Origin of the sequence: Nocardioides bruguierae (assembly GCF_023554635.1) — a bacterium.
Classification (GTDB): Bacteria; Actinomycetota; Actinomycetes; order Propionibacteriales; family Nocardioidaceae; genus Nocardioides; species Nocardioides bruguierae.
This window is the reverse complement of the sequence record NZ_JAMJPH010000031.1, coordinates 23,200-38,592: the sequence shown is the minus strand read 5'-3', so window position 1 is coordinate 38,592 and position 15,393 is coordinate 23,200. Positions and strand designations below refer to the sequence as shown.

Annotated in this window: 14 protein-coding genes; 8 read left to right on the top strand and 6 right to left on the bottom strand. The window is 73.3% G+C overall.

Translation table 11 applies throughout. The annotated features are described in order from the left end of the window. The first annotated feature begins 224 nt into the window (after positions 1-224). From rlmN to M8316_RS17180, 3 genes are all read left to right on the top strand, one after another. Complete coding sequence (gene rlmN, locus M8316_RS17190) at positions 225-1,490, top strand: dual-specificity RNA methyltransferase RlmN (protein ID WP_250056618.1); 1,266 nt, start codon at positions 225-227, stop codon at positions 1,488-1,490. Between the two features lie 5 nt (positions 1,491-1,495). Then, positions 1,496-2,308: a GNAT family N-acetyltransferase gene (locus M8316_RS17185; protein ID WP_250056616.1), complete on the top strand. Its 813-nt coding sequence runs from the start codon at positions 1,496-1,498 to the stop codon at positions 2,306-2,308. Between the two features lie 130 nt (positions 2,309-2,438). Then, entirely contained in the window at positions 2,439-3,680 is a 1,242-nt protein-coding gene (locus M8316_RS17180; protein WP_250056615.1) for a glycosyltransferase family 4 protein, read from the top strand. 9 nt (positions 3,681-3,689) lie between these two features. Here the strand turns inward: M8316_RS17180 and M8316_RS17175 are convergent, their stop codons facing one another. The 6 genes from M8316_RS17175 to M8316_RS17150 all read right to left on the bottom strand — a co-directional run bounded on the left by M8316_RS17175 (position 3,690) and on the right by M8316_RS17150 (position 9,482). After that, complete coding sequence (locus M8316_RS17175) at positions 3,690-4,838, bottom strand: LOG family protein (protein WP_250056613.1); 1,149 nt, start codon at positions 4,836-4,838, stop codon at positions 3,690-3,692. A gap of 63 nt (positions 4,839-4,901) precedes the next feature. Continuing rightward, positions 4,902-5,663, bottom strand: coding sequence for a dimethylargininase (ddaH, locus tag M8316_RS17170; RefSeq protein ID WP_250056611.1), 762 nt, complete (start codon positions 5,661-5,663; stop codon positions 4,902-4,904). A 27-nt stretch (positions 5,664-5,690) separates the two neighbouring features. Next, positions 5,691-6,620, bottom strand: a complete 930-nt coding sequence (locus M8316_RS17165; protein WP_250056609.1) for a serine protein kinase RIO — start codon at positions 6,618-6,620, stop codon at positions 5,691-5,693. A gap of 148 nt (positions 6,621-6,768) precedes the next feature. Beyond that, positions 6,769-7,533, bottom strand: coding sequence for a dimethylargininase (ddaH, locus tag M8316_RS17160; RefSeq protein WP_250056607.1), 765 nt, complete (start codon positions 7,531-7,533; stop codon positions 6,769-6,771). 39 nt (positions 7,534-7,572) lie between these two features. Next, a complete protein-coding gene (locus tag M8316_RS17155) occupies positions 7,573-8,997 on the bottom strand; it encodes an NAD(P)/FAD-dependent oxidoreductase (protein WP_250056605.1) in 1,425 nt (474 codons plus the stop codon). Further along, complete coding sequence (locus tag M8316_RS17150) at positions 8,994-9,482, bottom strand: Lrp/AsnC family transcriptional regulator (RefSeq protein WP_250056603.1); 489 nt, start codon at positions 9,480-9,482, stop codon at positions 8,994-8,996. Before M8316_RS17150 ends, M8316_RS17155 begins: the two co-directional genes overlap by 4 nt. Before the next feature lie 252 nt (positions 9,483-9,734). On the opposite strand from M8316_RS17150, the gene M8316_RS17145 reads away from it, so the two are divergent. Genes M8316_RS17145 through M8316_RS17125 form a run of 5 tightly spaced genes read left to right on the top strand, consistent with a single transcriptional unit; the run spans position 9,735 to position 15,325 of the window. Continuing rightward, complete coding sequence (locus M8316_RS17145; protein WP_250056601.1) at positions 9,735-10,949, top strand: polyamine ABC transporter substrate-binding protein; 1,215 nt, start codon at positions 9,735-9,737, stop codon at positions 10,947-10,949. Then, positions 10,946-12,118, top strand: coding sequence for an ABC transporter ATP-binding protein (locus M8316_RS17140; RefSeq protein WP_250056599.1), 1,173 nt, complete (start codon positions 10,946-10,948; stop codon positions 12,116-12,118). Before M8316_RS17145 ends, M8316_RS17140 begins: the two co-directional genes overlap by 4 nt. Next, positions 12,115-13,017 carry an ABC transporter permease gene (locus tag M8316_RS17135; RefSeq protein WP_250056597.1) on the top strand — a complete coding sequence of 301 codons (903 nt, stop codon included), beginning with the start codon at positions 12,115-12,117 and terminating at the stop codon, positions 13,015-13,017. The genes M8316_RS17140 and M8316_RS17135 overlap by 4 nt, the downstream gene beginning before the upstream one ends. Then, a complete protein-coding gene (locus M8316_RS17130) occupies positions 13,014-13,865 on the top strand; it encodes an ABC transporter permease (protein ID WP_250056595.1) in 852 nt (283 codons plus the stop codon). The genes M8316_RS17135 and M8316_RS17130 overlap by 4 nt, the downstream gene beginning before the upstream one ends. Then, positions 13,862-15,325 carry an NAD(P)/FAD-dependent oxidoreductase gene (locus M8316_RS17125; protein WP_250056593.1) on the top strand — a complete coding sequence of 488 codons (1,464 nt, stop codon included), beginning with the start codon at positions 13,862-13,864 and terminating at the stop codon, positions 15,323-15,325. The genes M8316_RS17130 and M8316_RS17125 overlap by 4 nt, the downstream gene beginning before the upstream one ends. The last annotated feature ends 68 nt before the right edge of the window (positions 15,326-15,393 follow it).

Below are 15,393 nucleotides of genomic sequence, written 5' to 3'. Positions count from 1 at the left end.
CAGATCGCCGCCGAGCTCAACGCCCGTCCTCGCAAGACACTGAAGTGGCGCACCCCCGCGGAGGAACTCGACGCACTACTGTCGGGCGAGTCAGATCCACCTGTTGCGACGACAGGCTGAATCCACCCGGCGTGTCGGGTGCGGAACGTCGCGCACTATCCGTCTCCGGGCTGCCGTCCGGGGGTTCGCCCGCAGGTGGACGACGGTGCGAGACTGGGCGGGCCATGACTGACCAGCAGCAGACCCCCGACACCGCCGCGCCGGACGAGAACGCCGATCTCGCGGCGCTGCCCACCTCTGCCGAGCGCGAGGCCGCGATCGACGCCGAGATCGCGGCGAAGCTCCCGCCCCAGCCCACCGGTGGGGAGAAGCAGCTGCCGCTGGTCTTCGAGGCGCCGAAGGGCCGGGGCAAGCCGCCGGCCCACCTCGCCGACCTCGACCCGGCCGGCCGCAAGAAGCTGCTGGAGGACAACGGCCTGCCCGGCTTCCGCGCCAAGCAGCTCTCGACCCACTACTTCGCCCGGCTCGTGGACGACCCGGCGCAGATGACCGACCTGCCGGCCGGTCAGCGCGACCAGCTGGTCTCCACGCTGCTGCCCTCGCTCATGACCGAGCTGCGGACCCAGACCGCCGACAAGGGCACCACCCGCAAGACGCTGTGGCGGCTCTTCGACGGGGCGCTGGTCGAGTCCGTCCTCATGCGTTACCCCGGCCGCACCACGATGTGCGTCTCCTCCCAGGCCGGCTGCGGCATGGCCTGCCCGTTCTGCGCCACCGGCCAGGGCGGCCTGCAGCGCAACATGTCCACCGCCGAGATCGTCGAGCAGGTCATGGCCGGCGCCCGCAGCCTCGAGCGCGGCGAGGTCCCCGGTGGCCCCGGCCGCGTCAACAACGTCGTGTTCATGGGCATGGGCGAGCCGCTGGCCAACTACAAGGCCGTCGTCGGCGCCGTCCGCAGGCTCACCGACCCGGCGCCCGACGGGCTCGGCATGTCGGCCCGCGGCGTCACCGTCTCCACCGTCGGCCTGGTGCCCCGCATCCGTCAGCTCAAGGACGAGAACGTGCCGGTCACGCTCGCGCTGAGCCTGCACGCGCCCGACGACGAGCTGCGCAACGAGCTCGTGCCGATCAACACCCGCTTCTCGGTCGCCGAGACCGTCCAGGCGGCGTGGGAGTACGCCCAGGCCACCAAGCGCCGCGTCTCCATCGAGTACGCGATGATGGCCGGCATCAACGACCAGGCGTGGCGCGCCGACCTGCTCGCCGACGTCCTCTACGGCGAGACCGGCGAGCGCGACTGGGGCTGGGTGCACGTCAACCTCATCCCGCTCAACCCCACGCCCGGCTCGAGGTGGACGGCCTCGGACCCGAAGGACGAGGCCGAGTTCGTGCGTCGTCTCGAGGCGCGCGGCATCCCCGCGACCGTCCGCGACACCCGCGGCCAGGAGATCGACGGCGCCTGCGGCCAGCTCGCCGCCTCGGAGGCCTGAGCCGCGTGCCGCTGGACCTGGCCCGCGTCGCCGCCGAGAGCGCCGCGTGGACCTGGTACCCGGACGACGCCCGGGTCGTCGAGACGGACGAGCACCTGCTCGTCGCCTACCCGGACTGGTTCCACGAGCCGCTCCAGCTGCTCCGGCTGCACATCTCGCGCCCGGTCGCGGGCGTGCTCGAGGAGGTCCTGGACGCTGCGCGCGACCTCGCCGCCGGTCGGCCGGCGCTCACCCACCTGGCCGTGCAGGTGCGGATGGACGCGCCCGCCGACCTCGTGCCGGAGCTGCGACGCCGCGGTGCCGAGGTGGCCGAGACGCTCGACGTGCTGGCCGCCGACCTGTCCGGGTGCTCCTCGGGCGGTGCCGCCGACCTGGGGGAGTGGCCCGGGGTCACCGTCTCCTGGGTGGACGACCTGCCCACCGCCCGGGACTTCGGCGCGGTCGAGGCGTCCGTGTTCGGCGGTGAGGTGCCCGACCCGGCCGACACCGCGCGCGCCGAGCGGTCGCTGGCCGAGGCCCGGGCCGAGCTGGCCACGGGTGCCGGGCAGCTCGTCGCCTACCTGGAGGGGCGCGCCGTCGGCGTGGCCGGCCTGGCCCGGGGCTCGGCGACCGCCCGGCTCTGGGGCGGCGGCGTGCTCGAGGACGCACGCGGGCGTGGCGTCTACCGGGCGCTGCTCGCGTCCCGGCTCGAGCGCGGCGTGCTGCTGGGAGCCGACCTGGCCCTGGTGAAGGGACGGGTCGAGACCTCGGCCCCCATCCTGCGCCGTGCGGGCTTCGAGGTCGTCGGCCGCGAGGAGACGCTGCGCCTGCCGCTGTGACCGCCGACCCCGGTCCCACGACGGCCGTGGCCGGCCTCTGGCCCGGGTTCGGACGCTGTTCACCCACCCGACGGCGACATCGCCCCGAGAGGTAGACCCCTGGTCGGCCACGGCTCGGAACCTGAGGGCCATGAGCACGCTGACGGCGTCCGTCACCCCCTCGTCCCCGCACGACACCCCGCGCGACTCGGCACGAGACACCCTGCGCGTCCTGCCCCGCACCGGCGGCCAGGAGCGGCTGCGGGTGCTGGTGGTCACCGAGTCGTTCCTGCCGGCGGTGAACGGGGTGACCAACTCGGTGCGTCGGGTGCTCGAGCACCTCGCCGAGGAGGGTCACGTCGCCGAGCTGGTCGCCCCCAGCGGGCCGGCCACCTACTGCGGCTTCCCGGTCACGCAGGCGTTCTCCACGCCGCTGCCGTGGTACCCGAACTTCCGTCTCGGCCTGGAGACGCGGCGGCGGCTGCGGCAGGTCATGCTGCGCTTCCGCCCCGACGTCGTGCACATCGCCTCGCCCGCCACCCTGGGGCACCAGGCGGCGCTGGCGGCGGCGCAGTGCGGGGTCCCGTCCGTGGCGATCTACCAGACCGACATGGTCAGCTTCGCCGACCGCTACGTCCCCGGTGCGGGTGGGCGGGCGATGGCCGCGCTGACCCGCCGCATCCACACCCGCGTCGACCGGACGCTGGCGCCCTCCACCGCCTCGCTCGCCCAGCTCGAGGCCCTGGACGTCCCCGAGACCTACCGCTGGCCCCGGGGCGTCGACGCGGTCTCCTTCCACCCGCGGCACCGGGACGAGGCGTGGCGCCGCGACCTCGCCCCCGACGGCCGCGCCCTGGTCGGCTACGTCGGGCGGCTGGCCGCCGAGAAGGAGCTGGACCTGCTGGTCGCGCTGCACGCGGACCCGCGGCTGCGGCTGGTGGTCGTCGGCGGGGGACCGGACGAGGAGCGGCTGCGCGCGGTGCTGCCCGACGCCCACTTCCTCGGGGTGCTGCACGGCGCGGACCTCAGCCGGGCCCACGCGAGCCTCGACGTGTTCGTGCACACCGGCCGGCACGAGACCTACTGCCAGTCCGCGCAGGAGGCGCTGGCCTCCGGCGTCCCGGTGGTGGCGCCCCGCGAGGGCGGCCCCGTGGACGTCGTCCCCGACGGCGTCGGCGGCCTGCTCTTCACCCCCGGCGACGCCTCCGAGCTGGCGGCTCACGTGGGGCGCCTCCTCGACGACCCCGACCTGCGGCGGCGCATGGGTCGCCAGGCCCGGGCGGCCGTGGAGGGCCGGACCTGGCGCGCGGTCAACGAGGCGCTCGTCGAGCACTACAGGGCCGTCGTCGGCGCCCGGGCCGCGGCCGAGCGTCGCTCCCGCAGCGCTGTGTGACCCTGCTGGTCAGTCGGTGAGGAGGGCGGCCGCTTCCTCCACGGTGTCGACGAGGTGCACGTGCTGCTCCATCGCGCGGCCGCGGGCGAGGGCGGAGAGCAGGGGCCAGGCGGGGAGGTCCTCGGTCCAGTAGCGCTCGCCCACGAGCACCATCGGGGCGACGGAGTCCTCGTCCGCGTAGTAGTTCTCGCAGGCGTCCTGGAAGATCTCCTGCACGGTGCCCCCGGCGCCGGGCAGGAAGACGATGCCCGCGTCGCAGACCTCCAGCAGGATCGCCTCGCGGGTGGCGTTGCGGAAGTACTTGGCGATCGCGGTGGCGAACAGGTTCGGCGGCTCGTGCCCGTAGTGCCAGGTCGGGATGCCCAGCGTGCCCGCCTCGGGCGGTGCCGGTGCGTCGGCCAGCACGTCGCGGGCGGTCATGGCCCAGGCGTCGATCGACGGCCGGTACGAGGGGACGACGGCCAGGTGCTCGATCGCGGCGGCCAGCGCGTCCTCGCCGGCCGCGAGGCCACCACCGCCCAGCCGGGCGCCCAGGTTCGCGGCCTCCATCGCCCCGGGACCACCGCCGGTGGTCACCGACAGCGCGGGCCGGCCGGCGCTGGCCGGTGCGGTGGCCAGCAGCAGGCCGAGCCGGGCGGCGTCGGCGTAGGAGATATCACCGCGGGTGGCCTGGTGGCCGCCCATGAGACCCACCAGCGAGCGGCCCTCGCGCCAGCGGCCCAGCGCGAGGTCGATCGCGTGGTCGTGCAGGGCCCGGGCGAGCGTGGGCGGGGTGGTGGAGTCCTCGGGCAGGATCGCCGGGTCCGCCTCCTGGCTCCACGCGTAGGCGCGGCCGTCGAGGCTGTCGGCCCAGGTGGGGCCGTCGAAGAGCTCCTCGGCGGAGTAGAGGTGGCCGCGGTAGCAGTCGACCGGCACGTCGGGCAGCGCCGGCAGGACGAGGGCGCCGCCGGCGTCCACCGCCTCGGCGTCGCCCTCGGCGAACGTGCACCCCAGGAACGTGGCGCCGGAGACGTCGGCCCGCCGCAGGCGATGGCCGACGTGGCGCAGGTCGAGGCCGCGCAGCCGCCAGCCGGAGAGGGTGCGGGCGCCGCGGTCCAGGCGCCGCTCGAGCTCGGCGGTGGAGGTGACGTCGACGGTGCGGCCGCGGGTGTGTCTCACGGGGCAGGACCCTAGCCGCGCGGCGCCCACCCTCCCGGGCGCGCCGGTGCCTCAGCCGGTGCCTCAGCCGATGCGGACGGACAGGCAGGTGACGCAGCCCTCGAGCTTCTCCAGCTCGGAGATGTCGACCGAGACGACCGCGAGGCCGCGACCCTCCAGCAGGGCCCGGGTGCGTGGCGCGGCCGCGGACAGGAGCACCGTGTCGGTGCCGAGGCAGACCACGCACGCCCCCTCGGCCTCGGGGGCCGCGACGAGCCCCGGCCAGGAGGCGGGGTCGTCGATGCCCGCCTCCCAGCCGAGGAACGTCCCGTCCGGCAGGGCCGTGAGGGTGGACTTCAGGTGCAGCACCTTGCTGAGCGGCACGCCCACCAGGTCGGCGCCCTCGTCCGCGAGGTGGCGCCGCATCTGCTCCAGCGCCCCGTGACTGGTGCGGGTGGTCAGCCCGACCCACAGCCTCCCGCCGGCGGCGAGGACGTCGCCACCCTCGAGCGCGTCCGGGCCCTCGATCCGCGCGATCCGGTAGCCGAGGTCGCGCAGCGTGGCCTCGGTGCCCGAGGTCTCCGGACGCCGGGCCAGGTTGCCGGGCCGGCAGATGATCGCCGTGTCCCCGTGGATGACCGCCGTGTCCTCCACGAAGACCGCGTCCGGGCAGGCGTCGGCCGGCGCGACCTCGACCGTGCGCCACCCGTGCTCGCGCAGCGCCGCCACGTAGCCGTCCCACTGCGCGCGCGCCAGGTCGAGGTCGATGTCGGTGCGCGCCCGACGGGTGACGATGCCGTCGGCCAGGAGAGGTCCGGGACGTCGTACCAGCGCGAGCTTCGGCATGGGACGGAGGGTAGCGGGGCCCGGCGACTAGAACGCGTGCGCCATGAGGTCGTCGAACAGGTCGTGCTCGTCGACCTCCAGCCCCTTGGCCGCGAACCACCGCGCCATGTTCGTGCAGTCGCGCATGAGGAAGTCGAAGCCGGCAGGGTTGGCGACCAGGTCGACGACCTGTGGCAGGTCGATGATGACCAGCCGCTCGCCGGCGACCAGCGCGTTGTAGGGGGAGAGGTCGCCGTGCACGAGCCCGGCGCCGACCATCGCGGCCATCGCCTCGCGCAGCTGCTCCCACCATCCCTCCAGGAGCGCGCGGTCGCCGCGGGCGGCCTGGAGCCGGGGCGCGGTCTCGGGGCCGTCCTCGCCCTCGACGGTGATCCACTCCATGAGCAGCTCGGTGCCGTCGACCTGGACGGGGTAGGGGACCGGCAAGCCGAGGCCGTGCAGCCGAACGAGGGCGTCCCACTCCGCCATGGCCCACTGGCCGGCGGCCACCGCGCGCCCGTGCGAGGTCTTCTTCGCCAGGGCGCGCATGTCGCGCGTGTTCCGCACCCGGCGGCCCTCGGTGTAGGTGGAGGCCCGCTGGAAGGAGCGGTGGTCGGAGTCGCGGTACCGCTTGGCGACCAGGACGACGGACTCGCCGAGCGCGTCCGAGCCGGGCACGGCGCGCTCCAGCAGGAACGCGTCCGCCTCCTTGCCGGTCTTGAGGACGCCGAGGTCGGTGTCGACGGCGGCCTGGGAGGTCACCAGCCAGTCCGGCCGGGGCTCGGGGCCGCGGCAGGTCGGCTCGACGGCCAGCCAGGTGGAGAACCGCTGGCCCTCGGCGAGGTCATCGGAGGCGTGGAAGTCGAAGACGAACGCCGGGTCGATGCCGGAGTCGGTGCCGGCCGGTCGGTCGGCGGTGTCCCCGTGGTCGGGGGTCAGGTCAGGGAAGTCGTCCCAGGAGTGGGAGGGAGTGCTCAACGCAGGTGCTCTTTCGAGAGGAGGTGGTCTGGCTCGTGGGCAGGCCGGGGACAGTCATCGACATGTCACGCTCCTCTCGACGGCGGGCGGCACGGCGCGCACCCGGTGGCCCCAGCGTGGGGCACCCCGGGTGCGGGCCGCAACGGGTTTATCCGCGCAGCCGCACCGACAGGCAGGTCACGCAGCCCTCGAGCTTCTCGAACTCGGAGACGTCGACCGCCACCACGCGCAGGCCGCGCTCCTCCAGCAGCGCCCGGGTGCGCGGTGCGGAGGTCGCCATGAGCACCGTGCCGGCGTCCAGGCAGACGACGTGCGCGCCCGGCTCCTCGGGCACCGAGAGGTAGTGCTCCCAGACGTCGGCGTCGTCGACCACCGGGTCCCACCCGAGCACGGTGCCGTCGGGCAGTGCCGTGACGGCCGACTTCAGGTGCAGCACCTTCGCCAGCGGCACCGGGACGACGTGCGCGCCCTCGCGGAGCAGGTGCTCCCCGAGCTGGGCGGCACCGCCGGCCGTGGTGCGGCCGCCGAGGCCCACCCACACGGTGCCGTCGTGCTTGAGCACGTCGCCGCCGTCCAGCGTGTGCGGGGCGTCGATGCGGGCCACGTCGTAGCCGAGGTCGCGCAGGGCGGACTCGGTGGCGGCGGTCTCGGGCCGGCGCGCGGGGTGCCCGGGCCGGGCGATCACGGCGGTGGTGCCGTAGACGACCACGGTGTCCTCGACGAAGACCGCGTCCGGGCAGGAGTCCGCGGCGTCGACCTCGATGGTGTCCCAGCCCTCGGCGCGCAGCGCCGCGACGTAGCCGTCCCACTGCGCGCGGGCCAGGTCGAGGTCGACCGGCGTGCGCTCGAGGTGGGTGACGATGCCGTCGGCGAGCAGCGGACCGGGGCGGCGCACGAGCGCGAGCTTCCTCATGGGAGGCAACCTAGAGCAGCTCGGTGGTGGAGGTGGGGGTCAGCCGAGCAGCGGCGCGACGAGGCGGGCGGCCAGGGAGGGCCGGCCGGTGAGTCGCTCCTCGGCGTCGGCCAGCGTCATGGCCCGCAGGCCGGCGTTGACCCCGAGCCAGCGCAGCGGCTCCGGCTCCCAGGCCGGGGAGCGGTGGCCGACCCAGGGCAGGCGCACCAGGTCGGTGTCGCGGTCGAGGACGAGGTCGCGCAGCGTGCGACCCGCGAGGTTGGTCGTCGACAGCCCGTCGCCCACGTAGCCGCCCGCGTGCGCGAGGCCGGTGGTGCGGTCCAGGCCGACCGAGGCGCACCAGTCGCGGGGGATGCCGAGCGGCCCGCCCCAGGCGTGGGTGACGCGGTGCCCGCGCAGCACCGGGAACATCTCCACGAGCGTGGCCCAGAGCCGCTGGTGCGTGCGTTCGTCGACGTCGTGCCGGGGGTCGATCCGGGAGCGCAGGTGGTACGGCGCGCCGCGGCCGCCGAAGACCAGCCGGTCGTCGGCGGTGCGCTGGCCGTAGACGATGAGGTGGCGGTGGTCGGTGAACGTCTCGCGGCGCGCCAGGCCGATCTCGGCCCACACCTCGGCGGGCAGCGGTTCGGTCGCGATCACCAGCGAGTAGACGGGGATGACGGCGCGCCAGCTGCCCGGCAGCGTCGCGGTCCAGGCCTCGGTGGCACGCACGACCACCTCGGCGCGCACCCGGCCGTGCGGGGTGCGGGCCACGCCGGGCTCGATCGCGGTGACCTCGGTTCCCTCGTGGACGGTGCCGCCCCGCGCCTCGACCGCGCGGGCCAGGCCCCGGGTCAGGCGGACGGGGTGCACCGCGGCGCAGTCGGGCGTCCAGGTGCCGCCCAGGGTGCCGGTGGCGGCGAGCACCCCGCGAGTGGCGTCGGCGTCGAGGAACGCCAGCTCCGCCTCGTCCCGGCCCCAGGTGCGGGCGTGGGCGACCTCGGCGCGCGCCCGGGCCAGCTGGGCGGGGGAGCGGGCGAGGTCGATGGTGCCGCCCTTGGCGGCCCGGGCGTCGATGCCCTCGGCCTCCGCGACCCGCAGCACCTCGTCGACGGTGTCGCGCATGGCGCGGTGCTGGGCGAGGGCCGCCTCGCGGCCGTGCTCGGCGGCCAGCGTGTCCAGGGAGGCGGGGAAGAGCGCGGAGCACCAGCCGCCGTTGCGCCCCGAGGCGCCGAACCCGACCTCCTCCTTCTCCAGCACGACCACGCGCAGGGTGGGGTCGGCCTCCAGGAGGTAGTAGGCGGTCCACAGCCCGGTGAGGCCGCCGCCGACGATCGCGACGTCGGCGTCGGTGTCCCCGGGCAGGGCGGGGCGGTGCAGGACGGGGCGGTGCAGGACGGGGCGGGGCGGCGCGTCCTCGGCGGTGTCGTGCCACAGGGAGACGCCGGGCCGCAGCCCGGCGGAGCCCCCGCGGGGGTCGGTCACCGCACTCCCCAGGAGTAGGTCTGCTTGCGCAGCTGGAGGTACATGAACGTCTCGGTGCCGGTGACGCCCTCGATCGCGCGGATCTGGCCGGAGATGAGGGCCAGCAGCGCCTCGTCGCTCTCGGCCACGACCTCGGCGAGGAGGTCGTAGGTGCCGGCGGTGATGACGACGTAGTCGACCGCGTCGATCGCCGCCAGGGCGTCGGCGACGGGCTCGAGCGGCCCGGCGCACCGGATGCCGACCATGGCCTGGCGCGCGAAGCCGAGCTCCATGGGGTCGGTGACCGCCACGACCTGCATGACGCCGGCCTCGGTCAGCCGCTGCACCCGCTGGCGCACGGCGGCCTCGGAGAGCCCGACGACCTTGCCGATGGCGGCGTAGGAGCGGCGTCCGTCCTGCTGGAGCTGCTCGATGATCGCCTTGGAGACGTCGTCCATGACGACGTGCTTCTCGGCCTTCTCGCTGGTGCGCTTGTCTCGACTCATCGGCCCGGAGTCTTCCAGCGGCACGCCACCCCTGTCCACGAGTTGCCTACTGATCTCGTTGCGATTGTGTTTCCTATCGACGGTTTCCCTTGTTGTGCAGCGTCAGCACTGCCAGGATCGCCACTCAGTCGGGGTCGAGATCTATGATTCCGTAGCCATGTGTGGCCCAGGCCACATCTTCACGGCCGGGAGAAGCCCGGCGGACCGCAGCGACCAACGCCCCTCACGGAGGACACAGTGGACACTGACCGGATGCGCATGCAGATGCTGGCCGAGGCCCTGCGGGCCGGAGGCCCCCGCGCCGGCCGCGGCATCGGCCGGCGGAACTTCCTGCGTGGTGCCGGCGTCGGCGCCCTCGCGCTGGGCGCCCCCTCGCTGCTCGCTGCCTGCGGCACGCAGTCCCAGGTGCAGTCCGAGGAGACCTGTGGCTCCACCGACCTCTCCGACACCGAGAAGACGCTGATCTTCTCGAACTGGCCCGAGTACATCGACGTCAAGGGCAAGCGGATGCCGACGCTCGAGGGCTTCGAGACCGAGTCGGGCATCACCGTCACGTACAACACCGACGTCAACGACAACAACGAGTTCTTCGGCAAGGTGAAGGACCAGCTCGGCGCCTGCGAGCCGATCGGTCGCGACATCATCACGATGACCGACTGGATGGCCGCCCGGATGATCGGGCTGGGCTGGATGCAGGAGCTCGACAAGGACAACATGCCCAACGTGGTGTCCAACCTGAAGGCGGACCTCCAGTCGCCGACGTGGGACCCCGACCGCAGCTACTCCGTGCCGTGGCAGTCCGGCCTGACGGGCATCGCCTACAACGCCAAGTACACCGGCGAGGTCTCCTCCTTCGAGGAGCTGATGACCCGCACCGACCTCAAGGGCAAGGTCTCGCTGCTCTCCGAGATGGGCGACACCATGCTGTTCATGCTGCTGCTCGAGGGGGCGAACCCCGAGGACTTCACCGACGAGCAGTGGTCCGCGGCCATCGGCCGGCTCGAGGGCTACGTCGGCAGCGGCCAGATCCGCCGCTTCACCGGCAACGACTACATCCGCGACCTCAACGCGGGCAACGTGGTGGCCTGCGAGGCCTGGTCCGGCGACGTCATCGCCATGCAGTACGACAACCCCGACATCAAGTGGGTCGTGCCCGAGGAGGGCCTGTCGCTGTGGAGCGACAACATGATGGTGCCCAACAAGGCCGACCACAAGGCGAACGCCGAGGCCCTGATGGACTACTACTACCAGCCCGAGGTCGCCGCGACCCTGGCCGCGTGGGTCAACTACATCTGCCCCGTCGAGGGCGCCCAGGAGGCCATGGAGAAGGTCGACCCGTCGCTGGTCGACAACGAGCTGATCTTCCCGTCCGAGGACTTCCTGAAGAACGCCTACGGCTTCATGGAGCTGGACGAGACGACCCGCCAGGCCTACGACAAGGACTTCGCGCAGGTGATCGGGGCGTGAGCGCCGCGGCCCCCGCCGGCGCCGCGCCCACCGAGGGCACCAGCGCCGGCACCGACCTGGTGCTCCGTGGCCTGCGCAAGTCCTACGGCTCGTTCACCGCCGTCCACGACCTCGACCTGGTCGTGCCCTCGGGCTCGTTCTTCGCGCTGCTCGGCCCCTCGGGCTGCGGCAAGACCACGACCCTGCGGATGGTCGCCGGCCTCGAGGAGCCGACGTCGGGCCAGATCATGCTCGGCGGCTCCGACGTGAGCCGGCTCAAGCCCTACAAGCGCCCGGTCAACACCGTCTTCCAGTCCTACGCGCTGTTCCCGCACCTGAGCATCGCGGAGAACGTCGCCTTCGGGCTCAAGCGCCGCGGCAAGAAGAAGGTGGACGCCGAGGTGGCGGCGATGCTGGAGCTGGTCGAGCTCTCGGACCTGGCCAAGCGTCGCCCCGCCCAGCTCTCCGGCGGCCAGCAGCAGCGCGTGGCGCTGGCCCGCGCGCTCATCAACCGGCCCCAGGTGCTGCTGCTCGACGAGCCGCTCGGCGCCCTCGACCTCAAGCTGCGCCGGCAGATGCAGCTGGAGCTCAAGCACATCCAGACCGAGGTCGGCCTCACGTTCGTGCACGTCACCCACGACCAGGAGGAGGCCATGACCATGGCCGACACCGTCGCGGTGATGAACAAGGGCCGCATCGAGCAGATGGGCGCCCCCGAGGACCTGTACGAGAACCCCGCCACCACCTTCGTGGCGAACTTCCTCGGCCAGTCCAACCTGGTCGCCGGCTCCGTGGTCGAGGGCGGTGGCGAGACCGTCACCCTCGACGTGCAGGGCACCCGGCTGACCGCGCCCCGCGCGCGCCTGGCCACCGACGCGCCGCAGGTGTGGGTCGGGGTCCGCCCGGAGAAGATCACCCTGACCCGGGCCGGGTCGCCCGCCCCGTCCGCCGCCGCGGGCAACCTGCTGGCCGGTGGCGTCGTGACCGACATCAGCTTCGTCGGCGTGAGCACCCAGTACGTGGTGCGCATGCCCTGGGGTCAGGAGCTCTCGGTGTTCCTGCAGAACACCGGCGCGCACGAGCGACTGGTCGTGGGCGACGCCGTGGACCTGCACTGGTCGCCGGACCACACCTTCTGCCTCGACGCCTCCCAGGACGCCCGCGCGGGCGTGGAGGAGGACGAGTCGTGAGCGCGGCCTCCCACCTGCCCGGCGGGGGAGCGAGCGCGGCCCCGGACGACGCGCCCCGCAAGCGCGGCCTCGGCGGCTACCTCCTGCTCTCGCCCGGTGGCCTGTGGCTGGTCGTGTTCTTCGTCGTCCCGACCGTCACGCTCGTCGCCACCAGCCTGTACGACCCCTCGGGGTCGCTGCAGCTGGGCTACGCGATGACCTGGCACTGGCAGAACTACACCGACGCGGTCGTCGACTACGGCCCGCAGCTGCTGCGCTCGCTGCAGTACGCCGTGATCGCCACGATCGCCTGCGTGCTGATGGGCTACCCGCTGGCCTACGCCATCGCGTTCAAGGGCGGCCGGTTCAAGAACCTCATGCTGGTCGCCGTCATCGCGCCGTTCTTCACCAGCTTCCTGGTGCGGACGCTGTCGTGGCAGTACATCCTCGGCGACAACGAGGCCGTGGTCTCGCTGCTGCGCTGGCTGCACGTGCTCGGCCCGGAGGGGCACCTGCTCGCCACCCCGTTCGCAGTGATCACCGGCCTGACCTACAACTTCCTGCCGTTCCTGGTGCTGCCGCTCTACGCCTCCCTGGAGAAGGTCGACCGACGGCTGCTCGAGGCGGCCTCGGACCTGTACGCCTCGCCGTTCACGGCGTTCCGCAAGGTCACGCTGCCCCTGTCGATGCCGGGCCTCGTGGCCGGCACGCTGCTGACGTTCATCCCGGCCGCCGGTGACTACATCAACTCCGAGCTGCTGGGCAACCCGACCACACGCATGGTCGGCAACGAGATCCAGGACCTGTTCGCGGCCGGTGACTACCCCACGGCCTCGTCGCTGTCGGTGATCCTCATGGCCGCCATCGTCCTGCTCGTCGCGATCTACGTGCGGCGGGCCGGCACCGAGGAGCTCGTGTGAGCACTGCAACCCCTTCCGCCACCGCTCCCGCCCCGCGGTCCGCCGGCAGCCGGTTCACCCGCTGGCTCGGCGACAACGTCGTGCTCCTCGTGGGCCTGCTGGTGCTGCTGTACATGTTCACGCCGGTCTTCGTCGTGATCCTGATGTCGTTCAACGACCCGGCGGCGCGCAACTCCTACAGCTTCGACGGGTTCACCCTCGACAACTGGACCAACATCTGCGGCCCGCTCGGCATGTGCGAGGCACTGCGCGTCAGCATCGAGATCGGCGTGCTCGCCACGCTGGTCGCGACGCTGCTGGGCACGCTGATGGCCTTCGCGATGGTCCGGCACCGCTTCCGCGGCCGGGCCGCGGCCAACATCGTCATCTTCCTGCCGATGGCCACCCCCGAGGTCGTGATGGGCTCCTCGCTGCTGGCCCTGTTCGTCAACGGCGGCGTCTCCGGCCTGCTGGGCTTCTGGACGATCCTCATCGCCCACATCATGTTCTGCCTGTCCTTCGTGGTGGTGACCGTCAAGGCGCGGCTCGCGGGTCTCGACCCGCGGCTGGAGCAGGCGGCGATGGACCTCTACGCCAACGAGTGGCAGACGTTCTGGCGGATCAGCTTCCCGCTGGTCTTCCCGGGCATCCTGGCCGCGGCGCTGCTGTCGTTCTCGCTGTCCTTCGACGACTTCATCATCACCAACCTCAACGCCGGCCAGGAGGTCACCTTCCCGATGTTCGTGTGGGGCGCGGCCCAGCGCGGCATCCCGGCCCAGATCAACGTGGTCGGCACGATCATGTTCCTCATCGCCCTCGCGGCCGTGGTCGCCGGCGACGTGCTGGCGCGGCGTCGCGCGGGTCGATGAGCCTGCGCGGCGGTCTGCTCGGCCGGCTGGGTGATCAGGGTGGCGGCGGCGCGGCCGCCGGCTCCCTCGCGGACGCCGCCCCGCTGCCGTTCTGGCTCGACGACCCGGCTCGCCCCGAGGCGCTCGCGCCGCTGGTGGGGGAGGCTGAGGCCGACCTCGTGGTGGTCGGGGGCGGCTACACCGGCCTGTGGACCGCGCTGCTGGCTCGGGAGCGGCACCCGGGTCGCTCCGTGGTGCTGCTCGAGGCCGGACGCTGCGGGGACGAGGCGTCCGGCCGCAACGGCGGCTTCGCCTCGGCCTCGCTGACCCACGGGTTCGGCAACGGCCTGGAGCGCTGGCCCGACGAGCTGGCCACCCTCGACCGGCTCGGTGCCGAGAACCTCGCCGACATGGGTGCCGACATCGCCCGGCACGGCATCGACTGCGACTTCTCCCCGGTCGGGGAGCTCACGGTGGCCACCCGCCCGCACCACGTCGAGGAGCTCGCGGAGCTGCACGACGCCATGACGTCCCACGGGGCGTCCGGGAGCCTGCTGTCGGCCGAGGAGACCCGGGCGATGGTCGACTCGCCGACCTACCTGGGCGCGCTGCACGAGCCCGACGGCACCGCCCTCGTCGAGCCCGCCCGGCTGGCGTGGGGGCTGCGGCAGGCGTGCCTCGACGCCGGCGTGGTCATCCACGAGCAGACCAAGGCGGTCACGCTGGAACGGCGGGGTGCCGGCGTCCACGTGGGGACCTCTGCTTCTGCCACCGGTGCCACCGGAGGCGTCCGCGCCTGGTCCGTGGTGCTCGCGACCAACGCCTTCCCCTCGCTGCTGCGTCGCCTCGACCTCATGACCGTGCCCGTCTACGACCACGTGCTGATGACCGAGCCGCTCACGCCCGAGCAGAAGGCCGCCATCGGCTGGGAGGGGCGGCAGGGGATCGGGGACGCCGCCAACCAGTTCCACTACTACCGGCTCACGCGCGACGACCGCATCCTGTGGGGCGGGTACGACGCCGTCTACCACTACGGCTCGCGGATCGCCCCCGAGCTGGAGCAGCGCGAGGCGACGCACCGGATGCTGGCCGAGCACTTCTTCGAGACCTTCCCCCAGCTGGAGGGGCTGCGGTTCACGCACCGCTGGGGCGGCGTCATCGACACGTGCACCCGGTTCAACGCCTTCTACGGCACCGCGCTGGGTGGCCGGGTCTCGTACGCGCTCGGCTTCACCGGCCTGGGCGTCGCGGCCACCCGCTTCGCCGGACTGGTCGTCCTGGACCTCCTCGACGGCGCCGACACCGAGCGGACCCGTCTGCGGATGGTGCGCGAGAAGCCGCTGCCGTTCCCGCCCGAGCCGCTGCGCGCCCTGGGCATCAACCTCACCCGCTGGTCCCTCGACCACGCCGACACCCATGCCGGCCGGCGCAACCTGTGGCTGCGTGCCCTCGACCGCGCCGGCCTGGGCTTCGACTCCTGACCCCGCCGAGGCGGGGAGACGCGGACGGGCCCGGCCCATCGTGGTGGATGGACCGGGCCCGTGCCGGG